The sequence below is a fragment of the Lysobacter sp. FW306-1B-D06B genome (genome assembly GCF_038446665.1).
Taxonomy (GTDB): Bacteria; Pseudomonadota; Gammaproteobacteria; order Xanthomonadales; family Xanthomonadaceae; genus Lysobacter_J.
Window position 1 is genome coordinate 4,115,084 of sequence record NZ_CP151802.1, and the last position, 23,774, is coordinate 4,138,857.

General features: G+C 68.8%; 20 protein-coding genes. 16 read left to right on the plus strand and 4 right to left on the minus strand.

Features of this window, described 5'->3' with window-relative positions; genetic code table 11:
- Positions 1-10 precede the first annotated feature (10 nt).
- From motD to AAFF32_RS19105, 10 genes are all read left to right on the plus strand, one after another.
- Positions 11-1,117 carry a flagellar motor protein MotD gene (motD, locus tag AAFF32_RS19060; protein ID WP_216963957.1) on the plus strand — a complete coding sequence of 369 codons (1,107 nt, stop codon included), beginning with the start codon at positions 11-13 and terminating at the stop codon, positions 1,115-1,117.
- Positions 1,117-1,896: a ParA family protein gene (locus AAFF32_RS19065; RefSeq protein ID WP_216963960.1), complete on the plus strand. Its 780-nt coding sequence runs from the start codon at positions 1,117-1,119 to the stop codon at positions 1,894-1,896. The genes motD and AAFF32_RS19065 overlap by 1 nt, the downstream gene beginning before the upstream one ends.
- A 132-nt stretch (positions 1,897-2,028) precedes the next feature.
- Positions 2,029-3,036, plus strand: a complete 1,008-nt coding sequence (locus AAFF32_RS19070) for a chemotaxis protein CheW (RefSeq protein ID WP_342316033.1) — start codon at positions 2,029-2,031, stop codon at positions 3,034-3,036.
- Between the two features lie 407 nt (positions 3,037-3,443).
- Positions 3,444-3,728 carry an STAS domain-containing protein gene (locus AAFF32_RS19075; protein ID WP_216963966.1) on the plus strand — a complete coding sequence of 95 codons (285 nt, stop codon included), beginning with the start codon at positions 3,444-3,446 and terminating at the stop codon, positions 3,726-3,728.
- A 52-nt stretch (positions 3,729-3,780) separates the two neighbouring features.
- Entirely contained in the window at positions 3,781-4,146 is a 366-nt protein-coding gene (locus tag AAFF32_RS19080; RefSeq protein WP_137834142.1) for a response regulator, read from the plus strand.
- Between the two features lie 48 nt (positions 4,147-4,194).
- On the plus strand, positions 4,195-6,168 hold the full coding sequence (locus AAFF32_RS19085) for a chemotaxis protein CheW (protein ID WP_342316034.1): 1,974 nt from the start codon (positions 4,195-4,197) through the stop codon (positions 6,166-6,168).
- 171 nt (positions 6,169-6,339) lie between these two features.
- Positions 6,340-6,825: a chemotaxis protein CheW gene (locus tag AAFF32_RS19090; RefSeq protein WP_216963972.1), complete on the plus strand. Its 486-nt coding sequence runs from the start codon at positions 6,340-6,342 to the stop codon at positions 6,823-6,825.
- A 226-nt stretch (positions 6,826-7,051) separates the two neighbouring features.
- Positions 7,052-8,947 (plus strand): methyl-accepting chemotaxis protein, encoded by a 1,896-nt coding sequence (locus AAFF32_RS19095; protein WP_342316035.1) that lies wholly within the window; start codon positions 7,052-7,054, stop codon positions 8,945-8,947.
- Between the two features lie 253 nt (positions 8,948-9,200).
- Positions 9,201-11,453, plus strand: coding sequence for a methyl-accepting chemotaxis protein (locus tag AAFF32_RS19100; protein ID WP_342316036.1), 2,253 nt, complete (start codon positions 9,201-9,203; stop codon positions 11,451-11,453).
- A 142-nt stretch (positions 11,454-11,595) separates the two neighbouring features.
- A complete protein-coding gene (locus AAFF32_RS19105) occupies positions 11,596-12,036 on the plus strand; it encodes a hypothetical protein (protein ID WP_216963981.1) in 441 nt (146 codons plus the stop codon).
- Positions 12,037-12,049: 13 nt separating this feature from the next.
- Here the strand turns inward: AAFF32_RS19105 and AAFF32_RS19110 are convergent, their stop codons facing one another.
- Positions 12,050-13,162 (minus strand): NAD(P)-dependent alcohol dehydrogenase, encoded by a 1,113-nt coding sequence (locus tag AAFF32_RS19110; RefSeq protein ID WP_216963984.1) that lies wholly within the window; start codon positions 13,160-13,162, stop codon positions 12,050-12,052.
- A 579-nt stretch (positions 13,163-13,741) separates the two neighbouring features.
- Positions 13,742-14,053 (minus strand): energy transducer TonB, encoded by a 312-nt coding sequence (locus tag AAFF32_RS19115; RefSeq protein WP_216963986.1) that lies wholly within the window; start codon positions 14,051-14,053, stop codon positions 13,742-13,744.
- A gap of 159 nt (positions 14,054-14,212) precedes the next feature.
- Between AAFF32_RS19115 and AAFF32_RS19120 the strand changes: the two genes are divergently transcribed.
- From AAFF32_RS19120 to AAFF32_RS19145, 6 genes are all read left to right on the plus strand, one after another.
- Positions 14,213-16,897, plus strand: a complete 2,685-nt coding sequence (locus AAFF32_RS19120) for a methyl-accepting chemotaxis protein (protein WP_342316037.1) — start codon at positions 14,213-14,215, stop codon at positions 16,895-16,897.
- Positions 16,898-17,065: 168 nt separating this feature from the next.
- On the plus strand, positions 17,066-17,911 hold the full coding sequence (locus tag AAFF32_RS19125) for a CheR family methyltransferase (protein ID WP_216963989.1): 846 nt from the start codon (positions 17,066-17,068) through the stop codon (positions 17,909-17,911).
- Positions 17,911-18,513, plus strand: coding sequence for a chemoreceptor glutamine deamidase CheD (cheD, locus tag AAFF32_RS19130; RefSeq protein ID WP_216963990.1), 603 nt, complete (start codon positions 17,911-17,913; stop codon positions 18,511-18,513). The genes AAFF32_RS19125 and cheD overlap by 1 nt, the downstream gene beginning before the upstream one ends.
- Positions 18,513-19,574 carry a chemotaxis response regulator protein-glutamate methylesterase gene (locus AAFF32_RS19135; RefSeq protein ID WP_216963992.1) on the plus strand — a complete coding sequence of 354 codons (1,062 nt, stop codon included), beginning with the start codon at positions 18,513-18,515 and terminating at the stop codon, positions 19,572-19,574. The genes cheD and AAFF32_RS19135 overlap by 1 nt, the downstream gene beginning before the upstream one ends.
- Before the next feature lie 317 nt (positions 19,575-19,891).
- Positions 19,892-21,064 carry a methyl-accepting chemotaxis protein gene (locus AAFF32_RS19140; RefSeq protein WP_216963994.1) on the plus strand — a complete coding sequence of 391 codons (1,173 nt, stop codon included), beginning with the start codon at positions 19,892-19,894 and terminating at the stop codon, positions 21,062-21,064.
- A gap of 94 nt (positions 21,065-21,158) precedes the next feature.
- Complete coding sequence (locus AAFF32_RS19145; protein WP_254200561.1) at positions 21,159-22,049, plus strand: sensor histidine kinase; 891 nt, start codon at positions 21,159-21,161, stop codon at positions 22,047-22,049.
- A gap of 173 nt (positions 22,050-22,222) precedes the next feature.
- Here the strand turns inward: AAFF32_RS19145 and AAFF32_RS19150 are convergent, their stop codons facing one another.
- Entirely contained in the window at positions 22,223-23,194 is a 972-nt protein-coding gene (locus AAFF32_RS19150) for a TrmH family RNA methyltransferase (RefSeq protein ID WP_216963998.1), read from the minus strand.
- Positions 23,184-23,753 (minus strand): GNAT family protein, encoded by a 570-nt coding sequence (locus tag AAFF32_RS19155; RefSeq protein WP_216964000.1) that lies wholly within the window; start codon positions 23,751-23,753, stop codon positions 23,184-23,186. Before AAFF32_RS19155 ends, AAFF32_RS19150 begins: the two co-directional genes overlap by 11 nt.
- Between the last annotated feature and the right edge of the window lie 21 nt (positions 23,754-23,774).

Sequence of the window (23,774 nt, forward strand, 5' to 3'; positions counted from 1 at the left end):
CTTCGCACCCATGGCCGGCCGCCGCAAGCAGCATCACGAAGAACACATGAACCACGAAGCGTGGGCGATCCCGTACGGCGATCTGATCACGCTGCTGCTGGCGTTCTTCGTGGTGATGTACGCGATCTCCTCGATCAACGAGGGCAAGTACCGCGTGCTCGCCGATGCGCTCTCCTCCGCGTTCGGCGGACCGCCGCGCACCGTCACGCCGATCCAGCTGGGCATGCACCAGCTGCGCGGTTCGGCCTTCGACCGGCCGTCGCTGGTGACGCCCGGTTCCAAGTCCGGCCCGTCCTCGTCCACGCCCATCGCCGCGCCGCGCATGCGCCAGGTGCTGGACATGCCGACCTTCGGCGGCAAGGCCGGCGCGGCGCAGCAGGTCGCGCTGGAAGAATCGCGCGAACAGGGCGAACAGCAGCTGCATTCGATCGGCCGCCGCATCCAGGACGCGCTGTCGGAACTGGTGAAGCAGAAGCTGGTCACCGTGCGGCGCAGCTACAACTTCCTGGAAGTCGAGATCCAGAGCGACATCCTCTTCGCCAGCGGCGTGGCCGTGCCCAATCCGCAGGCCGTGGACACCGTGCGGCGCATTTCCGCCGTGCTGCGCGAGGAACCCAACGCGATGCGCGTGGAGGGTTACACCGACAACGTGCCGATCGCGACGTCGCAGTTCCCGTCCAACTGGGAACTGTCGTCCGCGCGCGCGGCCAGCATCGTCCACGTGATGGCGCAGGACGGCATTTCGCCCAGCCGTCTGGCGGTGGTCGGCTACGGTGAATTCCAGCCGGTCGCCGACAACGCCACGCCGCAGGGCCGCAACGCGAACCGCCGCGTGCTGCTGGTGATCCTGGCCAATCCGCAGGGCCCGGACGCACTGGAAGACCGCACGCCGGCGACGATCGCGATGCAGGACGAAACCACCGCGCCGGCCGTCGACGCCGATTTGTTTCCCGCCGCGTCTTCGACGCCTTCGCGCTCGACGACGGCGCCCAGCGCACCGGGCGCGGCCACCGCCGCCGCACGCGCGCACGCCGCCGGCAACGACGGCATCGCCGCCGACACCGCACGTGCCGCCGCGGCGGCCAAACATTCCTCCACCTCACCGGGAGCGGGCTGATGCGCGCCTGGGCAATCGCCAACCAGAAAGGTGGCGTCGGCAAGACGACGACGTCGCTGTGCCTCGCACGCGGGTTAGCCACGCAGGGAAACCGCGTGCTGCTGCTCGACCTCGATCCGCACGCGTCGCTGACGCGCGCATTCGAAGTCCCCGCCGACCCGCCGCCGTCCGGCACCCACGACCTGTTCAACGGCAGCGCCTCGGGCCTGCTCGAACTGGCCCGCTACACGCACATCCCCGACCTGCAGCTGGTCGCCGCGCAACCGGCGCTGGCCACGCTGGAACGGCGCGGCGCGACGCAGCCCGGACTGGGCCTGGCGCTCGGTCGTGCGTTGCACACGGTGCGCGATGTCTACGACTACGTGCTGATGGACTGCCCGCCCACGCTCGGCCTGCTGATGGTCAATGCGCTGGCGGCGGCCGATCGCCTGATCGTGCCGACGCAGACCGACCCGCTCGCCCTGCACGGCCTGGCCGACATGCTGCGCACGGCGGAGATGGTCGAACGCTCGCGCCGTCGCCCGCTGCCGCGCCACGTGCTGCCGACATTGTTCGACCGGCGCACGCGCACCGGCGTGCAGAGCCTGTACGAATTGCAGGATCGCTACGGCGAACGCGTCTGGCCGCACGCCGTGCCGATGGACACGCGCCTGCGCGACGCGGCATCGCTGGTGAAGGCCGATCCGCCCGACGGCCGCGGCGTCGACATGTACCGCCGTGCGCTGAAGTGGTTGCTGGAAACCGAAGCCTCGGGCGATGCGCGCAAGGAAGCGGCGTGAGACTTGCATCGGCACCTGCACTACTGCTCGTCATTCCCGCGAACACGGGGATGCAGCGACTTTCATCCGTACCGCAACAGCAAGGCGCTGGATTCCCGCTTCCGCGGGAATGACGGGGCCGGGAAGACCGACATGACCCACCCCGCCATCGACGCCTACCTCGACGAACTGCTCGACCTCACCGTCGACGCGGTGGCGCCCGTGCCCGCTGCGGCGAATGCGCCGGTGATGGCGCACGCCGTGGAAGCGGTGATGGCGCACGTGGAGATCCCGGCGGGCCTGCTGGCGGAGCTGGACGCCGATCCGCTCCTCACCGGCCCGCTCGCTGCTGGCACGCACGACACGACGACGACGTCGGCTGTCATTCCCGCCGGCCTGCTCGACGAACTCGACGCCGATCCGCTCTTCGCCGGCCAGGCGCCTGCGCCGGAAACCGCACCGACGTTCGCGATTCCCGCCGGATTGCTGGACGAACTCGATTCCGACCCCCTGTTCGCCGACGCATCGCCAACGCAAGCGGCCGGGATTCCGCCCGGCCTGCTGGCCGAACTCGACGCCGACCCGCTCTTCGACGCACCGCCGCCGGTGGTCGCCGAGGCACCGCGCCCGCAACCGGCGCCCGCGCCGGCCCGCTCACCGGCACCGCCCCCGCGTGCGCCCGCCGCCGCGCAGGCGCACACCGGCCTGCGTCCGGTCGAGCTCACGCCGCCCTCCCTGCCGCCGACGGTGACCACCACGCATCGCTGGCTGCGCGTGGCCGTGGGCGAGGACAGTTACGCGGTCGAACTGCTGCGCGTGCAGGAAGTCGGCCGCACCGTGCCCATCGTCGCCATGCGCGGCGCGGCGCCGTCCGTGCTGGGCGCGATGAACCTGCGCGGCCGCATCGTCCCGGTCTTCGACCTGGGGCTGTGGCTGGGCACGGAACGTGTGACCCCCGACGAGCGCGCACGCATCGTCGTGGTGGAGCGCGACAACGAACTCATCGGCGCGCTGGTCTCGGCCGTCGACGACGTGGTGACGCTGGGTCCGGACCGCATCGAACCGCCGCTGATGGCTTCGCCGTCCAAGGCGATCGTGGGCGTGGCGCGGGTGGTGGCGAAGCCTACGGTGTTGCTGGATGCGAATGCGTTGTTCGGGTGAGGCAGGCCATGGATGGCTGGGCCGGGCGACCCGGCGCCGAAAGCGTAGCGCCATGGATGGCTGCGGTGAATCCAATCGAAGTCCCCGTAGCCCGGGTAAGGCCGAAGGCCGCACCCGGGGCAACGGTTCCGGAGACGGCAACCCGGGTGCGCTGCGCTTACCCGGGCTACGGATGCTTTCGGTCCGTGCGTCCTTCGACTTCGGGCCTGCGGCCCTACGCTCAGGACGAACGGTGCCAAAGGTATGCCCCACCCCGGAAGCAACCTGCTTCCTCCCCCCGTTCGTCCTGAGCGTAGCGAAGCGAAGTCGAAGGATGGACGGGCCCGGAGCTCTGACGGGCAAAGCCCCTCAAGTCCTCCCGCCCCGCGCCGTTATCCATCTCGAATGACCACGGCCACCCGATCGCCATGAACGCATTGCCGCTTCCCTCCGACCTCGGTATCGAACACGTCGCCGACCTGCAGGCCACGCTGCGCCCGCACCTGGAGGACGCCGAACCGCTGTCGCTCGCCGGCGACGCCGTCGAACGCGTGCACACGGCCGGCCTGCAGATGCTGCATGCCTTCGTGCGCGAACGCGCCGCGCTGGGCCACGCCACCGTCGTCACCGGCGCCTCCCAGGTGCTGGCCGACGCCGCGCGCCAGCTTGCGCTCGCCAAGAGCCTGGGCGTCGACGCCGCGTCGGCCGCCTGACGCCATCCCCGCATTTCCCATCCATCCGAACAACAACCAGAAGCCGGCCACGATGTCCAAGAACCTGCTGATCGTCGACGACTCCACCTCCATGCGGCAGATGGTCGCCTTCGCGCTGACCGGCGGCGGCTTCAACGTGCGCGAGGCCGAAGACGGCCAGGCCGCGCTCGACGTCGCCCGCACCCAGCGCTTCGACGCCGTGGTGACCGACGTGAACATGCCGCGCATGGACGGCATCGAACTCATCCGCCAGCTGCGCCAGCTGCCCGACTACCGCTTCACGCCGCTGCTGATGCTCACCACCGAATCCGGCGGCGACAAGAAGGCCGAAGGCAAGGCCGCCGGCGCGACCGGCTGGCTGGTCAAGCCGTTCGACCCCGAACAGCTGCTCGCCACCGTCCGCAAGGTCCTGGGCTAATCGCCTTCCACACGTTCCAGTCAGCGCACTGAAGGCAGAACCGCCACGATGGACATCACCCGCTTCCACGCCGCGTTCTTCGAGGAAAGCCGCGAAAACCTGGATGCCATGGAAGCGGGCCTGCTCGCCATGGAATCCGGATCCGCGGATGGCGAAACCATCAATGTCGTCTTCCGCGCCGCGCATTCGATCAAGGGCGGCGCGGCGACCTTCGGCTTCACCGCCATCAGTGAACTGACGCACCAGTTGGAGACGCTGCTGGACGAAGCGCGCAGCGGACGCCGACAGCTCGACGCCGGCGCGATCGGCGCGCTGCTGGTCGCCGGCGATTCGCTGCGCGGCCTGCTGGGTGCGGCCGAACACGGCGATCCGATCGACGCGGTGGGCCTCAAGCGCGCGCACGATGGCCTGGCGAAGATGATGGGCCGCGAAGTCGCCGCATCGAACGCGAAGGCCGAAACGAAGGAGCCGGAAATCGCCGAATGGCGCATCGGCTTCAAGCCGGCGCCGTCGATGTTCCTCAGCGGCAACGACCCGCTGCGCATCCTGCGCGAGCTGGCCGGCCACGGCGAGCTGGGCGTCACCGCGCTCGACAACGCGCTGCCGAAGTTCTCCGATCTCGATCCGTTCGAAGCCTACCTGGCGTGGGACCTGATGCTGCCCGGCAGCGTGCCGCGCAGCGCCATCGACGATGCCTTCGCCTGGGTCGAAGACCAGTGCGAGCTGGCGATCGAAGCCATTCCCATGACGTCCGCCGTCGCGCCCGCACCGGCGCCGCTGCCGGACGCGCCCGACAACGTCGTCGCGATCGACACGCGCAGCGATGCGCGCAAGGGCAGCGCGAACGAAGGCGACACCTCGATCCGCGTCGCGGTGAACAAGGTCGACGCGCTGATCAACCTCGTCGGTGAACTCGTCATCACCCAGGCGATGCTGCGCCAGCGCTCCGCACAGCTGGACCCGGTCGCCAACGAGCTGCTGCTGTCCGGCCTGGAACAACTCGACCGCAACACCCGCGACCTGCAGGAAGCGGTGATGGGCGTGCGCATGCTGCCGGTGGAGTTCGCCTTCAGCCGCTTCCCGCGCATGGTCCGCGACCTCGCCGCGCGCCTGGACAAGAAGGTGCGCCTGCGCACCAGCGGTGAAGCCACCGAACTGGACAAGGGCGTGATCGAGAAGATCGTCGATCCGCTCGTGCACCTGGTGCGCAACTCGATCGACCACGGCCTGGAATCGCCGGCCGACCGTCGCGCCGCGGGCAAGGACGAAACCGGCACGATCAGTCTCAACGCGCAGCACCAGGGCGGCCACATCGTCATCGAGATCAGCGACGACGGCCGCGGTCTGGATCGCGAACGCATCCTGCGCAAGGCCGCCGAACGCAACCTGCCCATCGCCGACAACCCGACCGACGCGCAGGTGTGGGACCTGGTGTTCCACCCCGGTTTCTCCACGGCCGAACAGCTCACCGACCTGTCCGGTCGCGGCGTCGGCATGGACGTGGTGAAGAAGAACATCGCCGCACTCGGCGGCCAGGTCGAGATCCGTTCGAAGAAGGGCGTCGGCACCACCGTGTCGATCCGCCTGCCGCTGACGCTGGCGATCCTGGACGGCATGACCGTCGCGGTCAGCGGCGAAGTCTTCATCCTGCCGCTGAACGCGGTCATCGAATCGCTGCAGCCCGCCGACGGCGACGTGCGCACCATCGCCGGCGAAGCCCGCGTGCTGCGGGTTCGCGAGGACTACCTGCCGCTGCTCGACCTGGCTTCGCAGTACGGCCTGTCCGGCGATTCGCGCGTGGGCGCGCCGATCGCGGTGGTGGTGGAAGCCGACGGCAAGCGCCTGGCGCTGGAAGTCGACGAACTGCTCGGCCAGCAGCAGGTGGTGGTGAAGAACATCGAAGCCAACTACCGCCGCGTGCAGGGCATCTCCGGCGCGACGATCCTGGGCGACGGTCGCGTCGCGCTGATCGTCGATGTGGGCGGGCTGTCGCAATCCCAGCGCTTGGCCCACGCGGCTTGAAGTAGCCCGGGTAAGGCCGAAGGCCGCACCCGGGGCACCGTGACGGATCCAAAGGCAAGACGCAATTCACTGGTGTAACGCGCTGCGGCGCGTTCATCGCAGCCACGAACGAGTTGCCTGGGGCGCGGTGCGCTCCGCTTACCCGGGCTACGAAACCAGAGAGACACCGACATGAGCCAGGACCGCAACACCCCCACCGAATCCGCCGACGAATACCTCACCTTCGCCCTGGGCGAAGAGGAATACGGCGTGGAGATCCTGAAAGTGCAGGAAATCCGCGGCTACGACACCGTCACCCGCCTGCCCGACGCGCCGGACTACATCAAGGGCGTGATCAACCTGCGCGGCACCATCGTGCCGGTCATCGACATGCGCCTCAAATTCCGCCTCGCCAAGGCCGAATACAACGCGCTCACGGTGATGATCGTGCTCAACGTCGCCGACCGCGTGGTGGGCATGGTGGTGGACAGCGTCTCCGACGTGGTGCGCCTGGAAGCCGAGCAGATTCGCCCGGTGCCGGAAATCGGCGCCACCATCGACCGCCAGTTCATCACCGGCATCGGCACGCACGGCGAACGCATGCTGATCCTGCTGGAGATCGAGCGCCTGATGACCAGCACCGAGATGGGCCTGGTGGCGCACGCCGACGCCGCCTGAGTTTCCGTTCCACCCGCTCCCCCTGCACCTCGTTCCATACAACAAAAACAACGCCCCCACGCACGCCAGGCGGAGCGAATCCGCCAAGCCAGCCGCGTTGTAGTCGCACCCAAGGCCGCCGTCTCCCACGGGCGATCTTTCGTGAGTCCACAAATCAACGCAGTACCCAGCGCCGTGTGGGATCCATGGCGCGTTCGATTTGTTTAGCAAGGACATCGAGGATCACATGATCACTGTTGCAGGGATCCGGCCTGTCACGGCCGACCGCTCCACGTCCGTCGCGCCTTCGCTCTGGCGCCGTCTCGTTTCGCTCTTCGCGCCCCCGCACGCGCCCTCGCCCGCCGACGGCGCGCGCATCGCCGAACTGGAAGGCCGCATCAAGGCCATCGACCGCGTGCAGGCGGTGATCGAGTTCGACCTCGACGGCACCATCGTGCACGCCAACGAGAACTTCCTGCACACGCTGGGCTATCGCCTCGACGAGATCCAGGGCCGCCACCACCGCATGTTCGTCGAATCCGACTACGCGCAGGGCGCGGAGTACCGGGAGTTCTGGGCCAAGCTCGGGCGCGGCGAGTTCGACGCCGGCCAGTACCGCCGCATCGGCAAGGGCGGGCGCGAGGTCTGGATCCAGGCGTCCTACAACCCCGTGTTCGACAGCCTCGGCCGACCGCGCAAAGTGGTGAAGTTCGCCACCGACATCACCGCGCAGAAGATGCAGGCGGCGGACTTCGCCGGACAACTGGCGGCGATCAGCAAGGCGCAGGCGGTGATCGAGTTCGATCTCACCGGACGCATTCTGTCGGCGAACGACAACTTCCTGGCGACCATGGGCTACACGCTGGACGAGGTCGTCGGCCGGCACCATTCGATGTTCGCCGAGGACACCTACCGCAACAGCGCGCAGTACCGCGATTTCTGGGCCAAGCTCGGCCGCGGCGAGTACGACGCGGGCGTGTACCGTCGCCTGGGTAAAGGCGGGCGCGAGGTGTGGATCCAGGCCTCGTACAACCCGATCTTCGACATGAACGGCAAGCCGTTCAAAGTGGTCAAGTACGCCACCGACATCACCGCGCAGGTGCGCGACACGCAGGCCTTGCAGCACGCCGTGGCGCAGACCCGGGACGTGGTGGGCGCCGCACAGTCGGGCGATCTGACCCGGCGCATCGATACGGCGGGCAAGACCGGATCGGTGGCCGATCTGTGCCACGGCATCAATGCGCTGGTGGATGCGATGGCGGGCATCATCGGCCAGATCCAGGTCGCCGCCGACACCATCGGCGTGGGTGCGCGCGAGATCGCCGCCGGCAACAACGACCTGTCGCAGCGCACCGAATCGCAGGCGGCCTCGCTGGAGGAAACCGCCTCGTCGATGGACGAACTCACCAGCACCGTGCGCCACACCGCCGAGAACGCGCGCCAGGCGAACCAGCTGGCGATCGACGCCAGCGCCATCGCCGTGCGCGGTGGCGATGCGGTGCACGAAGTCGTGGACACGATGGCGCGCATCAGCGAATCGTCGAAGAAGATCGCCGACATCATCGGCGTGATCGACGGCATCGCCTTCCAGACCAACATCCTGGCGCTGAACGCCGCGGTGGAAGCCGCGCGTGCGGGCGAACAGGGCCGCGGCTTCGCCGTGGTCGCCAGCGAAGTGCGCTCGCTCGCGCAGCGCTCGGCCAGTGCGGCCAAGGAGATCAAGCACCTGATCGGCGATTCGGTGGAACGCGTCGGCGCCGGCACGCGGCTGGTGCAGGGCGCAGGACGCACGATGGATGAAATCGTCGGCAGCGTGCAGCGCGTCGGCGCGATGCTCTCGCAGATCAGCGCGGCCACGCTGGAGCAGAGCGCGGGGATCGAGCAGATCAACCAGGCCATCGCGCAGATGGACGAGAGCACGCAGCAGAACGCGGCGCTGGTGGAGGAAGCTTCGGCCGCGGCGCGCAGCATGGATGAGCAGGTTGGGCAGCTGATGGAAACGGTGTCGGCGTTCCGGTTGTCGACGGGCGACGCGCGGCGGATGACGGCGGCCAATGAAGGGGCTGCGATGGTGCGGCGGGGTGCTTCGGCTGCGTGTTCGCTGCGGGAACTCACGTCGGAGCGGGTGCCGGCGAACGATTGATCGCATTGCCTTCCGCTGCGTGGGTTTCCTTCTCCCCTTGCGGCGACCGAAGGGAGTGCAGAGCTGAGAAGGTGCCCGAAGGGCGGAAGAGGGGTCGCGCAAAGCGCGTGCTTCTTAACCGACACACCCCACTTTGCCTGTTCAGCCAAAAAACCTCACGTCAGCGGTGTTTTCGACCTGCACCAACACCGCGCGCCGCCGATAACACGGGCAAGACGCGCTCCCGCGTCGATTCCCCTGCCGCGGTGCCCGCATGTCGAACGACTCCTCGCTGTTCCGTTTCTCCTCCCTGTCCCTGCGCGCGCGTTTCGCGTGGATGATCGCCGTGCTCGTGCTCGGCCTGATCGCGATCACCGGCATCGCCGTTGAACGCAACTACCACGGCCAGATCGCCGACGAACGGGCGCGACTACAGACGCGCGTCGGTGCCGCACTCGCCGTCGTGCAGCGGTACGCCGATCTGGCGCAGGCCGGCAAGCTGCCAGAGGACGTCGCGCGCCGTGAAGCGCTGAAGGTCGTCTCCAGCCTGCGCAGCAAGGACGGCACCGATTACCTGTGGGTCAACGACGAGCATCCGCGCATGCTGATGCATCCCCACCAGACCAAGCTCGACGGCAAGGACCTCACCGATTTCATCAGCGCCGACGACAAGCGCATCTTCGTTGAGATGGTGAAGGTGGCGCGCGCAGGCGGCGGCTACGTCGACTACATGTGGCCCAAGCCCGGCGTCGAAGGCCCGGTGATGAAAATCTCCTACGTCGCACTGCTGCCGCGCTGGGGCTGGGTGATCGGCAGCGGCGAGTACACCGACGACATCGCCGCGCGCGCGTGGCGCTTCGCCGGCACGCTGCTGCTGGCCGCGCTGCTTGCACTGGCGGCGGCGGTCGCGTTGTGCCTGCTGATCTCGCGCAGCATCGCCGCTTCGGTGCGACGCGCCACGCAGGCCGCGCAAGCGATGGCCGAAGGCCGCTTCGACGTGGACATCCGCACCGACCAGCGCGACGAAGTCGGCCAGCTCCTTGGCGCACTGCAGCGCATGCGCCAGCGCCTGGAGGACTACTCTGCCGCGCAGGGCGAGATGGCGCGTCGCCATGACGAAGGCCAGATCGGATTCCGCATCGACGACAGCGCCTTCCCCGGTGCCTACGGCCGCATGGTGCGCGAGACCAACGGCCTGGTCGCATCGCACATCGACGCGATCGAGCGCGCGCTGCGGATCATGGAGCGTTACGCCGTGGGCGACCTGACGCAGGACATGGACCGCCTGCCCGGCGAGAAGGCCGTGCTCACGCGCACCATGGACTCGGTGAAAGCGAACCTGCAGGCGATCAACGGCGAGATCCAGCGCCTGGCCCTGGCCGCCGCCGACGGCGATTTCGCCGCGCGCGGGGATGCGGAACGCTTCGAGCACGATTTCCGCGCGATGGTGGACACCCTCAATCGCCTGATGTCCACCGCCGACGGCAACCTCTCCGCGTTGTCCACGCTGCTCCAGGGCATGGCACGCGGCGACCTGGACCAGCACATGCGCGGCGAATATCGCGGCGTGTTCGCACGCATGGCGGACGATGCCAACGAAACGGTCGACCGCCTGGCCGAGATCGTCGGCCAGATCCGCGAAGGCTCCGATGCCATCAGCAGCGCCGCGGCCGAAATCGCCGCCGGCAACAACGATCTTTCGCACCGCACCGAACAGCAGGCGGCGTCGCTGGAGGAAACCGCTTCGTCGATGGAGGAGCTCACCTCCACCGTGCGCCAGAACGCCGACAACGCACGCCAGGCGGACCAGCTGGCGCGCACCGCAGCCGACGTCGCGGGCGAAGGCGGCGCGATCGTCGAGAAGGTGGTGCTCACGATGAGCGCCATCAACGAATCCTCGCGCCGCATCGGCGACATCATCGGCGTGATCGACGGCATCGCCTTCCAGACCAACATCCTCGCGCTCAACGCCGCGGTGGAAGCGGCGCGTGCCGGTGAGCAGGGCCGCGGCTTCGCCGTGGTCGCCGGCGAGGTGCGCTCGCTTGCGCAGCGCTCGGCCAACGCGGCCAAGGAGATCAAGCAGCTCATCATCGATTCGGTGGTGGAAGTGCAGCAGGGCACGCAGCTGGTGGACCAGGCGGGCCGGACGATGGAGGACATCGTCACCAGCGTGAAGAAGGTCACCGACATCATCGCCGACATCTCCGCGGCGTCGCAGGAGCAGAGCGCGGGCATCGAGCAGGTCAACCACGCCATCACGCAGATGGACGAAGGCACGCAACAGAATGCGGCGCTGGTGGAGCAGGCCTCGGCCGCCGCGCGCAGCCTGGAGCAGCAGTCCGAGCAGTTGGTGGAAACGGTGGCGGTGTTCCGCCTGGCGCAAGCGGCGGCAGCGGTGCGGGCGCAGGTGATCGATGTGGCGCCGGTGCGTGCAGCCAAGCCGGTGCGTGCGGTGCGTTCGGCTGCGGCATCGCGGGCGCCTCGTGCGAAGGCGGCTAATGGCGGGACGGATTGGCAGGAGTTCTGAGGAACCCTGCTCCACTTCACTCCTCCCCTGCGGCTCTTGGCCCCTCCCCTGCAAGCAGGGGAGGGAGCAACAGCGCTCACAACGGCCTTCCACCCCGCTAAGCTCCCCCCTCGGCGCAATGCCACACCACAGGGGCGAAGGAATGGGGAACACCCGCAAGCACACCACCGCGAACGCGGTCCGCGCATCGTTGGCGACCTCGCTCATCGCGCTGGCCTTCACCGGCATCGCGCATGGCGAAGAGGTCAAGACGCTTCCGCCGGAAACGCAGCAGGCCGTCGAAGGCATCGCCAAGGGGTTGATGCAGGTGCAGGAGGACGGCGTCGAGCTGTCCTGCGACAAGGCCGTCGGCAACGCGCGCTACGGCCTGGAAACGATGCTCGAGGTCGGGCAGAAGAACGCCGATGCCGGCTACATGAAACGCGCCGACTTCGACGCCATGTCGACCAAGCTGCGCGCCGCGCTCGCGGAAGTCACGCCGCAGGACTGCGCCGGCGCGAGCGGCGAGAAGCAGGCGTTCTACCGCTGCATGTCCAGCGACTACAACCACGTCGCCGCATGCGCGGCCGCGCACCGCTTCTGAGCGGCGCGCGCGCTCACTCCATCACGATCACCACCTTGCCGCGCGCGCGTCCGCTCTCCACGTAGCGGACCGCGTCGGCGATCTCGCGCAACGGATAACGCCGGTCGACGACCGGCGTGACGGCCCCGCTTTCCATCAGCCCGCGCAGTACGTTCATGTCCTGCTGCGAGAGCTCGGCCAGCACCATGCCCAGGTGCTGATCGACGAACCAGGACGTCACCATCGCGCCCAGCGGCTTGAGCATCGGCCCGATCCAGCGGCCGTCGTCCGGACCACCGCCGCCGATGAGCACGTAGCGCCCGTCGGGAACGAGCACGCGCCGGTTTTCCGCCAGCGTGCGGTTGCCGACGTTGTCGAGGATCACGTCGAAGCGCGCCGGACCCTGCGTGTAGTCGGCGCGCTTGTAGTCCACCACTTCCTGCGCGCCGAGGCCGCGCACCATCGCCACGTTGCGCGTGCTGCACACGCCGGTGACCTGCGCGTCCATGGTGCGCGCGATCTGCACGGCGAAGGTGCCCACGCCGCCGGAGGCGCCGTTGATCAGCACGCGATCGCCGGCCTTGAGCCTGCCGCCGTCGCGCAGCCCCTGCAGCGCCGTGGTCGCCGCGATGGCGACGCCGCCGGCCTGGTCGAAGGAGAGATTGGCCGGCTTGAGCGCGATCGCGCGATCCTGCTTCACCGTGACGTACTCGGCGAAGGCCCCGGTGCGCCCGCCGAAGACAGCGTCTCCCGGCTTGAAGCGCGTGACGTTGCGCCCGACCGTCATCACCGTGCCGGCGAAATCCACGCCCATGCGGATCTCCTTCGGCCGGCGCAGGCCGGTGCCCAGTCGCATCAGGTAGGGCGTGCCGCGCAGGTAGTGCCAGTCCAGCGGATTCACCGCAGCCGTGCGCACCTTGACCAGCACTTCGTCGTCGGCGGGCACGGGTTTTTCGATGTTGACGATTTCCAGCCGTTCGGCGGTGCCGTAGTCGCAACGGATGACGGCCTTCATCGGGTCGCGCGGCGAGACGGGCGGATCGGTGTAGCAGCTGTTGGTCGAGGTGAACCAGCCGACCGCGAAGGCGGCGCCCGCGCCGACGACGAGAACGCCGAGCGTCCATGCGAACAGGCGTTTGAGCTTCATGGCGTGCCCTCCCCGGAGCTGCGGTCGCGGACAGCGGCCATAGTCCATAACGGCGCGCGGCGGATCCGGCGGCCTTGTGGCACGGCCTGCGTGCTTTCCGGGGAACCGTGGTTTCAGCTGCCCCTACGCCCCGCCCCTCCGTGCGGTCGTACCCCTCACCGTTCGCCCTGAGCGTAGCGAAGCGAAGTCGAAGGGTGAGCGGGATGTCACGCGCCCCGCCCCGCTCGTCCTTCGACTTCGGCCTTCGGCCTAAGCTCAGGACGAACGGTGAGGGGCAATCCTTCCGCTCGAAGCGGGGCGGACCTGACTGAGGTCCCATCCGAGACCCACCGTGCGGACGTACCCACCACCGTTCGCCCTGAGCGTAGCGAAGCGAAGTCGAAGGGTGAGCGGGATGTCACGCGCCCCGGCCCGCTCGTCCTTCGACTTCGGCCTTCGGCCTACGCTCAGGACGACGGTGACGGGCAATCCTTCCGCTCGAAGCGGGGCGGACCTGATTGCCGGCACAAAAAGAAAACGCGCCGTCTCCGGCGCGTCTTCCCTCCAACCAGCAATGTCGGATGCGTTTACCGCACTGGCTTACAGCGAGAAGTCCAGGCGGACCTTGCCCTTGCCGCCGCCCGGAGCGAACTCCCACTGCTTCACGGCGCGCACGGCCGACTGCTCGAACACGCGGGCCGGCTTGGCGTTGACGACGGAGACGCTGGCGACCTTGCCGCCTTCGTCCACGGTGAATTCGACTTCGACGAAGCCCTGCGTGCCGGCGCGCGCGGCTTCGGCCGGGTACTGCGGCTCGACGCGCTTGATCGGCTTGAGATCGGCCGAGGCCGGGGCAGCGAAGGACAGGGCCAGCACGGCAAGACCGGCGGCAGTAATGAGGTGACGGCGCATGGGAGGCTCCTTGGGAATGTGTCGGGCGACACCCCGGACATCGGCCGCCCGCGCGGTTTCTTTAGGTCCCGGTTCTGAACGCTCGTTCATTAAAGTTTCGCCGTGCGGGGCCGATGCCACAGGTGTCGACCAGAAGGTCCGTTCCGCACGAGAGGCACCATGTCCACCCTTGCTTCCAACCGGCCGTCCGCCACCGCGCTGGACCGCTTCCTGGCTCCGGCCACCCGCCTGATGTCGAGCCTGCGCTTCAACCAGAAAGCCATGGTGATCGGCGCCGCCTTCATGCTCACCTGCGGCGTGCTGGCCGGCATCATCGTCGTGCGTTCCAACGCCGAAGTGCACGCCGCCACGCAGCAGCGCGACGCCGTCGTCGGCCTGGGCCACCTGCACCGCGCGATGCTGGGCATCCAGCAGCACGAGCAGCTGATCGTGCGCAAGTTCGCCAAGGACGCCGTCAGCGACCAGATGCTGCAGGAGTCCGCCGCCCACATCGGCCGCGAACTCGACGCGCTCAACGCCTGGCAGGGCAACACCCTGACCGCGTCCGCCGTGCCGGCCGCGCTGAAGGACGCGCAGGCCGCCTGGGACAAGGCGAAAGCCGAAACCCACGCCGATGCCGCCGCCGCCGCCGCCGAACACGCCGCCGCCGTGCGCAAGCTCGGTGAAGTGCACGGCCTGATCGCCGACGAAACCGGCCTGGCGCAGGCGCAGAACGCCGCCGTCCTCTACATGGGCCGCGCCGCCACCGTGTGGGTGCCCACGCTCGCCGAATACACCCAGCAGCAGAGCGCCACCGCGCTGCGCGTGCTGGGCGACGGCGCGATCTGGGTCGACGACCGCACCGGCCTGGCCGTCTCGCGCAACATGCAGGACTACGTGCGCACGCGTTCGGAAATCGAACTGAAGGACGCCGAAGAGGAAATGCCCTCGCTCGCCGCCTCCATGGGCACGCCGTTCCGCAAGGCGCTGGACGCGGTGGCCAAGCAGAACGCCGACATCCAGAAGCACATCCTCGACGCGGAAACGCCGTCGCTCGCGGTCAAGATCATGGCCGCGCGCACCGAAGCCACGCGCCTGGCGCTCGCCGCCGCGCTGTCGGCATCGAACACCTCGCTCGACCACGCCGCCTCGTCCGAGATCGCCCGCCTGGAGCGCCGCACCGCGCTGACGCTGGGCGGCTGCATCCTGATCCTGGCGATCGCGGCGTACCTGTTCCTGGGCTTCAGCCGTAGCACGCGCAACGCGCTGAAGGAAGTGCAGGACGCCTCCGAGCTGCTCGCCCGCGGTGAATTCCCGGACGCCGTGCGCGTGGACAGCCGCGACGAAGTGCGCGACATCGCGCGCAGCCTGGACCGCGCGATCAACACCCTGCGCAACTTCGCCGGCGCGCAGCGCGACCTGTTCGAATCGCATCAGGCCGGCGAGATCGACCGCCGCCTGCGCAGCGACGACTTCCCGGGCGCCTACGGCCAGATGGCCGGTGAAGTGAACACGCTGGTGGACTCGCACATCCAGGTGAACACGCGCGCCATCGAGATCGTCGCCTCCTACGCACGCGGCGACCTGTCGCACGACATGGACCGCCTGCCGGGCCAGAAGGCGCGCATCACCGACGCCGTGGATTCGGTCAAGAGCGGCATGAACGCGATCAACGCCGAGATCAAGACGCTGGTCGACGCCGCCGTCGCCGGTGACTTCAGCCGCCGTGGCGACGCCTCGCGCTTCGAGTTCGTCTACCACGACGTGGTGCAGAGCCTCAACGAGCTGATGGGCACCGCCGAGGAAGGCCTGCACGAAGTGGGCACGCTGCTGTCGGCCGTCGCCGATGGCGACCTCAACCGCCGCGTCGAAGTGGAACTGCCGGGCCAGTTCGGCCGCCTGGCCAACGACGCCAACCGCACCGTCGACCAGCTCGCGCAGATCGTCGGCCAGATCCGCCAGGGTTCGGACGCGATCAGCAGCGCCGCGGCGGAAATCGCCGCCGGCAACAACGACCTGTCGCAGCGCACGGAGCAGCAGGCCGCGTCGCTGGAAGAAACCGCATCGTCGATGGAAGAGCTGACCAGCACGGTCCGCCAGAACGCCGACAACGCGCGCCAGGCCAACCAGCTGGCGCAGAGCGCGGCGGAAGTCGCCGGCCAGGGCGGCACGGTGGTGGGCGAAGTCGTCAACACGATGAACGCCATCAACCAGTCGTCGAAGAAGATCTCCGACATCATCGGCGTGATCGACGGCATCGCGTTCCAGACCAACATCCTGGCGCTCAACGCTGCGGTGGAAGCCGCGCGTGCCGGCGAACAGGGCCGCGGTTTCGCGGTGGTCGCCAGCGAAGTGCGCTCGCTCGCGCAGCGTTCGGCGAACGCGGCCAAGGAGATCAAGCAGCTCATCAACGACTCGGTGACGAAGGTCGAGGAAGGCAGCCAGCTGGTCGACCAGGCCGGCCGCACGATGGGCGAGATCGTGACCAGCGTGAAGAAGGTCACCGACATCATCGCCGACATCTCCGCCGCGTCGCAGGAGCAGAGCTCGGGCATCGAGCAGGTCAACAACGCCATCACGCAGATGGACGAAGGCACGCAGCAGAACGCGGCGCTGGTCGAGCAGGCCTCTGCCGCCGCGCGCAGCCTGGAGCAGCAGTCCGAGCAGCTGGTGCAGACGGTGGCGGTGTTCCGCGTCGCGCACTCGGCGCAGGCCGCACGCGTCGCGCAGGCGACCGTGGTCGACATGCCGGCCGCCAAGTCCAGCCGCGCCAAGCCGGCCGTCGCACCCGCCAAGCCCGCCGCCCGCAAGGTGCGCGCGAGCGCGGCGGCGAACAGCGCGGATGGTGATTGGCAGGAGTTCTGACGTAGCGCCGTAGCGCTCTCGCTCCTCCCCTGCGTGCAGTGACGTAGCCCGGGTAAGGCCGAAGGCCGCACCCGGGGTGCCTCACCGCCCGGTGCATCGATCCAGGCAAAGAGCCCCGGGTGCGCTTCGCTTACCCGGGCTACGAATGCAGCAACCCCCGAGCCCCCCATGCGTCCTTCGCCGCGCACCTCCGACGACCGCGAATTCACCTTCGACGACCGCGACTTCCGCCGCGTCTGCCGGATGATCCGCGAGTACGCCGGCATCCACCTGCATCCGCACAAGCGCGACATGGTCTACAGCCGACTGGCGCGTCGCGTGCGGGCGCTGGACATGGACCGCTTCGGCGACTACCTCGATTTCGTCGAAGCCGACCCGGACGCGGAACTGCAGGGCTTCATCAACGCCCTCACCACCAACCTCACCTCGTTTTTCCGCGAGGCGCACCACTTCGACATGCTCGCCGACCTGCTGCGCTCGCGCGGCACCGGCGGCCAGCGGATCTGGTGCAATGCCGCCTCCACCGGCGAGGAGCCGTACACGCTGGCGATCACCGCCTGCGAAGCCTTCGGCACGATGACGCCGCCGGTGCGCATCCTGGCCACCGACATCGACACCCACGTGCTGCAGACCGCGGCGCGCGGCGTGTACCCGGTGGAACGCATCAACGCCCTGTCGCTGCAGCGCCGGCGCCAGTTCTTCCAGCGCGGCAACGGCGCCAACGCCGGCATGTGCCGCGTGAAGCCCGAACTGCAGGCGCTGATCGAGTTCCGCCCGCTCAACCTGCTCGACGACGACTACGGCCTGAAGGGCGGCTTCGACGCCGTGTTCTGCCGCAACGTCATGATCTATTTCGACAAGGCCACGCAGTACCAGGTGCTGCAACGCATGGCACCGCTGATCGCGCCGGGCGGCCTGCTGTTCGCCGGGCATTCGGAAAGCTTCGGCCATGCCCACGACCTGATCACCTCCTGCGGCCGCACGACCTACCGACCCGTCGCAGGACTCAAATGATGAGCGCCGCCTTGACCACCCGCGCCGCGATCGAACCGGGCAGCTACTTCGACCCGGTGCTGCAGACCGAAGCGATCAAGCTGCTGCCGTCCGACTACCGCGTCACCGACCGGCCGATCGCGCTGGTCACGCTGCTGGGATCGTGCGTGGCCGCGTGTCTGTACGACCCGATGCTGCAGGTCGGCGGCATGAACCACTTCATGCTGCCCGGCGGCGAAGCCGAGTCCGTGTCCTCGCGCTACGGCGCGCACGCAATGGAACTGCTCATCAACGACCTGCTCAAGCGCGGCGCGCGGCGCTCGCGATTGCAGGCCAAGGTGTTCGGCGGCGGCAACGTGCTCAGCGGCTTCTACAGCGATCCCATCGGCACGCGCAACGCCTGCTTCGTGCTGGAATACCTTGCGGCCGAGCACATCCCCGTCATCGCGCAGGACCTGGGCGACATCCACCCGCGCAAGGTCTGCTTCTTCGCGCAGACCGGGCGCACGCTGGTCAAGCGACTGCCGTCGGCGCGCAACGACGTCATCGTCGATGCCGAGCGCGCGTACTACGGCCGCCTCGCCCGCGAGCCGGTCGCCAGCGGCAGCGTGGAGCTGTTCTGATGGATGCGCGCCGCAACCCGGGCAAGGCGCCCATCAAGGTGCTCGTCGTCGACGACTCGGCGCTGGTGCGCCAGCTGATGACCCAACTGCTGGAGGAAGACCCCGCCATCCAGGTCGTCGGCGCCGCGGCCGATCCGTACATCGCGCGCGACAAGATCAAGCAGCTCAACCCGGACGTGCTCACGCTCGATGTCGAGATGCCGCGCATGGACGGGCTCACGTTCCTGCGCAACCTCATGCGCCTGCGGCCGATGCCGGTGGTGATGGTCTCCACGCTGACCGAGCGCGGCGCGCAGGTGACGCTGGATGCACTGTCGCTGGGCGCGGTGGATTTCATCGCCAAGCCCAAGCTCGACATCGCGCGCGGCCTGACCGAGTACGCCGGCCTGCTGATCGATAAGGTCAAGCAGGCCGCGAAGGCGCGCGTGATCGCGCCCTTGCCGCGCGCGGCCAACGACCCCGCAACGCCGGCCGTGGCCTATCGGACCACGCATCGGTTGATCGCCATCGGCGCGTCCACCGGCGGCACCGAGGCCATCCGCGAAGTGATGGCGCAGATGCCGGCCGACGCACCGGCGACGGTGATCGCGCAGCACATCCCGGGCGCATTCAGCGCGCCCTTCGCCGACCGCCTGGATCGGCACAGTCGCATGACGGTGGTGCACGTGGAGCGCGACCAGGAACTGCTGCCGGGCCACGCTTATGTCGCGCCGGGTGGACGCCACCTGCGTGTCTACCGCAGCGGTGCGCGCTGGCATTGCCGGCTCGGCGACGACGATCCGGTGCGTCGCCACCGTCCCAGCGTGGATGCGTTGTTCGAATCGGTGGCCGAGCACGTCGGCAGCAATGCCAGCGCGGCGCTGCTCACGGGCATGGGCGATGACGGCGCGCGCGGCCTGCTTGCGCTGCGCAAGGCCGGTGCGGCGACGCTGGCGCAGGACGAGGCGACCAGCGTGGTCTGGGGCATGCCCGGCGCGGCGGTTGCGCTGGGCGCGGCGGAGGAGACGGTGCCGCTGTCGCGCGTGGCGGAGCGGTTGTTGGCGGGGACGGCGCACGATTGAGCGGCGGAACCCGGACCTTCACCCCCGTTCGTCCTGTGCGCAGGCGCGACGCGCCGAAGTCGAAGGATGAATGGGCCAATGCAACGAAGCCTAAGCGCCCCCTGCACAGGTCCGCTCATCCTTCGACTTCGCGGCTACGCCGCTACGCTCAGGACGAACGGAATCCGGGGTTCCGGCAAATCGTGGGATGCCTTCACCGCAAGCCAGAAACACGCACTGCGTCACACCATCGTCGCGCCGCAAGGTAAGGCGTTTCCCTACTAAAGCACCAGCCGCCACAGCCGTTATCTAACTTGCCCCATTCGGTGAGATCGAAGATGGATTCCCGTGTACTGATTCGCCTTGCAGCACCGCTGGTGCTCACTTCCCTGCTGATCGCCGCGCAAGCGCTGGAATGGCCGCCCGGCGTGCAGTGGGGCGCGCTGGTCGCCATGACGCTGGCGTGGCTGGGCTTCGCCTGGACCATGCAGCGGCCCAGCCACAACGACACGGCGATGCTGCGCGAACAGACGCGCCTGCTCGACGACCTGCGCAACTTCGTGAATTCCGAAGTGCAGGGCTCGCGCGGCGAGATCGACCGCACGCGCACGCTGATCCGCGAATCGGTCGCCAAGCTGGGCATGAGCTTCGAAGCGGTCAACCGCAAGTCGCGCGAACAGGGCGAAGTGGTCTCGCGCATCATCGACCGCACCGACGGCGAGCACGGCGGCGTGGACGTTTCGCGCTTCGCCCTGCAGGCCAGCCAGCAGATGGAGCAACTGGTGGAAGCGCTGGAAGCCGTGAGCGGCCAGAGCACCACCACCGTCACCCACATCGACGCGATGGCCGAGCACCTGGACGGCATCTTCGCGCTGCTGGAGGACGTGAAGTCGATCGCCGACCAGACCAACCTGCTCGCGCTCAACGCGGCCATCGAAGCGGCGCGCGCCGGCGAGGCGGGTCGCGGCTTCGCGGTCGTCGCCGACGAAGTGCGCAACCTGTCCGAGCGCTCCACCGCGTTCAACGAACAGATCCGCAAGCTCGCTCACAGCTCCAAGGATTCCATCGCCCGCGTCCGCGACACCGTCAGCACGATGGCCTCGCGCGACATGGACCGCTCGCGCGGCGCCCGCGCCGAAGCCGCCGCGATGCTGGAACGCGTGGACGGCATCAACCGCGGCCTGGGCAACGGCATGCGCGAGATCGCCGACTGCGGCCGCTCGATCGACGGCTCCGTCGCCGAGGCCGTGCGTTCGCTGCAGTTCGAAGACATCGCCACGCAGGCCCTGGGCGCGGCCACCACGCACCTGGATCGCCTGAGCGCGATCAACCGCGAGGCCACCGCCCTGCACCAGCTCCTGCATCGCGCCGACCGCGCCGATGCCGAAGTGCGCCAGGCCCTGGGTCAGCTGGGCCAGCGCATCGCCCAGATGCGCACCGAGTGGGAGCGCCCGCCCCACAAGGCGGTGATGCAGCAGTCCATGGATGCTGGTAGCGTCGAACTCTTCTGAACCACTGCATGACGGGATGAACGCGATCCCTCCATCGCCTCCGGCGGGGCCCGACGGCCCCCTCGCGCAGGATCCGCCCAACGGGCGCGCAGGCTTGCGCGCCCGTTTGCGTGGGCGCGGCGGCTTCCTGCTCTGCGTGGCGATGGCTGCGCTGGCGGTGGCGTGGATGGCGCTGGTGGCCCCTGCGCTGGCCGTGGAGTTGCGTCGCTGGTTCGGTGACGCCGCGCACTGGATCGCCAATGCCCTGTCGTTGCCGCTGGTCGCCGTGCTGCTGTTCCTGATGCTGCGGCGTACCTGTTCGGATGCGCGCGAAGAGGAGCTCGCCACGCATCTGCATCGCCAGCAACAGGAGCTGCATGCCCTGACCGGGCGCCTGATCGACGTACAGGAAAAGGAGCGCCGCACGCTCTCGCGCGAGCTGCACGACGACATCGGCCAGGCGATCTCGGCGATGAAGATGTCGGCGACCTCGATCGAGGGCGAGGACGAGGCGGGCCGTCGCGAGATCGTCGAGGAAATCGTCGTCATCGCCGATTCGACCATCGCCAAGCTGCGCGACATCTCCATCCTGCTGCGCCCACCGCAGCTGGACGCACTGGGTCTGGTGGCCGCGCTGCGCTGGCAGTGCGAGCGGCTGTTCCGCAGCGGTTCGCCGATGCTGGAACTGGACCTCACGCCGCTGCCCGAACGCCCCGATCCCGCCGTCGAACTGGCCTGCTTCCGCATCGCGCAGGAAGCGCTGACGAACGTGCTGCGTCATTCCGGTGCGAGCCAGGTGACGGTGATCCTGGCGCCGCGCGGCGAGGAGATCCTGCTGTCGATCATCGACGACGGCCGCGGCTTCGATCCGGACAGCGTGCACGGGCTCGGCCTGATCGCCATGCGCGAACGGGCGACACACCTGGGCGGCACGTTCGATATCGAAACGGTGCCGGGTGCGGGGACGTGCATTCGGGCGACGTTGCCGATGCGGGTAGCCGGGTAGCGCTCGGGCCCCGTGTAGCCACGCAGCGCCGTGCGCCATGCAGCAATAGGCCGTCATTCCCGCGAAAGCGGGAATCCATCTGCCAGGCGCATCACGCCATCCGTCGAACGTGATGCATGCAACGTTGGATCCCCGCCTTCGCGGGGATGACGTCGATCAACGCAATCTCGCCGTTACTGGCGATTCGGCGCTTTCGCTTTCCACGCCGCCAGCAACACCGCCGCCGCCGCCGCCACGTTGAGGCTTTCCACCAGCCCCGTGCCGGGAATCGACAGGCGCAGGTCGCACGCCGCCGCGAGTTCGCGGTCCATGCCCTCGCCTTCCGCGCCGAGCACGTACACCGTGCGCGCCTGCAACGGTGCGGCGAACACGTCGTTGCCGCCCTTCACCACCGTCGCGGCCAGCGTGAAGCCGGCACTGCGCAGCTGGGCGATGGCGTTGTCCTCGCGGCCCAGGCGCACCAGCGGGACCGCTTCGGCGCCGCCCTCGGCCACGCGCGCGGCGGCGCCGGAGAGCGACAGGTTCGAATGCTTCGGCAGCAGGATCGCCGACACGCCGAAGTGCGCGGCCGAGCGCAGGATCGCGCCGAAGTTGTGCGGATTGCCGACGCCGTCCAGCCAGATCGCGCACTGCGGACCGGCCGGCAGATCGCGCAGCCAGGTCGACAACGACAGGGGTTCTTCGCGCAGCACGTCGGCGACGACGCCTTCGTGGTGGCTGCTGGCGGCCAGCTTGTGCAGGTCCAGTTCGTCCACCACGCGATAACCCACGCGGTTGGCGACGCACCATTTCAGCAGCGGCTGCAACGCGGGAATGCGCGCTTCGGCCAGGTACAGCTTGCGGATTGCCTGCGGGCGGCGCGAGAACACCGCGTGGATGGCGTTCAATCCGTAGAGACGAAGCTCGGCGGTGCGACGTTCGCGCCCGGGATGCGCGGCGTGCTCATCGCCGTGATCGTGGTCGTGGTGTTCGACGTGGGATTTGGCGTGCGCGGCGCGGTGCGTGGCGGCGCCTCGCTCGTGCTGCGTCTGCGCGGTGCGATCGGCGAAGCGTTCGTCGCGGCTGCGCACGTTCGCACGCCCCCACGGTGCGTCGCCCGGTGTGCGCGGGCCGCGCGGCGGACGGTTGGGCGGATCATGGCGCATCGGACAGACTCCTTCGTACTTTCGCGAACACGCGCATGTCGTGCGGTTCGCCGTTCTTCAACAGGGCGCAGCGGGCCAGGCCTTCTTCGGCGAAGCCGTTCTTCAGCAGCACGCGGGCGGATGCTTCGTTGGACGGCAGCACCGTCGCCTGCACGCGGTACAGCGACAGCGTCCGCATCAGCCACGGCACGTACAGCGCGACGACGCGCGTCATCAACCCCCTGCCCCAGCGCGCGTGGCCGAGCCAGTAACCCAGCTCCGCCGCATGACCGCGCTCGGCATCGCCGGGACGCGCACCGATGCCGCCGCAAGCTTCGCCATCGACTTCGATGGCGAAGACGGGATCGCTCAGGTCGACCACGTCGCCGGCGAGGAAACGCTCGCCGTCCTGGCGCGTGTACGGGTGCGGGAAACGGCTGCTGAGTCCGCGCACGACGCGTGCGTCGTCGGCGTGGCGCAGCAGGGCGTCCAGGTCATCCCGGTGCCACGCGCGCAGGACGAAGCCGTCGCCGGACAGGCGCAGGGATTCGGCGTGGAAGCGCGGCAGGGCGGGGGGCATGCGCACAGGGTAACCGGGCGG

What these genes read in the sequence shown, in the direction of transcription:
- AAFF32_RS19105 (WP_216963981.1), top strand. Translation starts at nt 11,596, where the DNA reads ATGGGGAACACCCGCAAGCACACCACCGCGAACGCGGTCCGCGCATCG.
- AAFF32_RS19065 (WP_216963960.1), top strand. Translation starts at nt 1,117, where the DNA reads ATGCGCGCCTGGGCAATCGCCAACCAGAAAGGTGGCGTCGGCAAGACG.
- AAFF32_RS19100 (WP_342316036.1), top strand. Translation starts at nt 9,201, where the DNA reads ATGTCGAACGACTCCTCGCTGTTCCGTTTCTCCTCCCTGTCCCTGCGC.
- AAFF32_RS19135 (WP_216963992.1), top strand. Translation starts at nt 18,513, where the DNA reads ATGGATGCGCGCCGCAACCCGGGCAAGGCGCCCATCAAGGTGCTCGTC.
- AAFF32_RS19155 (WP_216964000.1), bottom strand. Translation starts at nt 23,753, where the DNA reads ATGCCCCCCGCCCTGCCGCGCTTCCACGCCGAATCCCTGCGCCTGTCC.
- motD (WP_216963957.1), top strand. Translation starts at nt 11, where the DNA reads ATGGCCGGCCGCCGCAAGCAGCATCACGAAGAACACATGAACCACGAA.
- AAFF32_RS19085 (WP_342316034.1), top strand. Translation starts at nt 4,195, where the DNA reads ATGGACATCACCCGCTTCCACGCCGCGTTCTTCGAGGAAAGCCGCGAA.
- AAFF32_RS19110 (WP_216963984.1), bottom strand. Translation starts at nt 13,162, where the DNA reads ATGAAGCTCAAACGCCTGTTCGCATGGACGCTCGGCGTTCTCGTCGTC.
- AAFF32_RS19150 (WP_216963998.1), bottom strand. Translation starts at nt 23,194, where the DNA reads ATGCGCCATGATCCGCCCAACCGTCCGCCGCGCGGCCCGCGCACACCG.
- AAFF32_RS19080 (WP_137834142.1), top strand. Translation starts at nt 3,781, where the DNA reads ATGTCCAAGAACCTGCTGATCGTCGACGACTCCACCTCCATGCGGCAG.
- cheD (WP_216963990.1), top strand. Translation starts at nt 17,911, where the DNA reads ATGAGCGCCGCCTTGACCACCCGCGCCGCGATCGAACCGGGCAGCTAC.
- AAFF32_RS19140 (WP_216963994.1), top strand. Translation starts at nt 19,892, where the DNA reads ATGGATTCCCGTGTACTGATTCGCCTTGCAGCACCGCTGGTGCTCACT.
- AAFF32_RS19125 (WP_216963989.1), top strand. Translation starts at nt 17,066, where the DNA reads ATGCGTCCTTCGCCGCGCACCTCCGACGACCGCGAATTCACCTTCGAC.
- AAFF32_RS19095 (WP_342316035.1), top strand. Translation starts at nt 7,052, where the DNA reads ATGATCACTGTTGCAGGGATCCGGCCTGTCACGGCCGACCGCTCCACG.
- AAFF32_RS19070 (WP_342316033.1), top strand. Translation starts at nt 2,029, where the DNA reads ATGACCCACCCCGCCATCGACGCCTACCTCGACGAACTGCTCGACCTC.
- AAFF32_RS19120 (WP_342316037.1), top strand. Translation starts at nt 14,213, where the DNA reads ATGTCCACCCTTGCTTCCAACCGGCCGTCCGCCACCGCGCTGGACCGC.
- AAFF32_RS19115 (WP_216963986.1), bottom strand. Translation starts at nt 14,053, where the DNA reads ATGCGCCGTCACCTCATTACTGCCGCCGGTCTTGCCGTGCTGGCCCTG.
- AAFF32_RS19075 (WP_216963966.1), top strand. Translation starts at nt 3,444, where the DNA reads ATGAACGCATTGCCGCTTCCCTCCGACCTCGGTATCGAACACGTCGCC.
- AAFF32_RS19090 (WP_216963972.1), top strand. Translation starts at nt 6,340, where the DNA reads ATGAGCCAGGACCGCAACACCCCCACCGAATCCGCCGACGAATACCTC.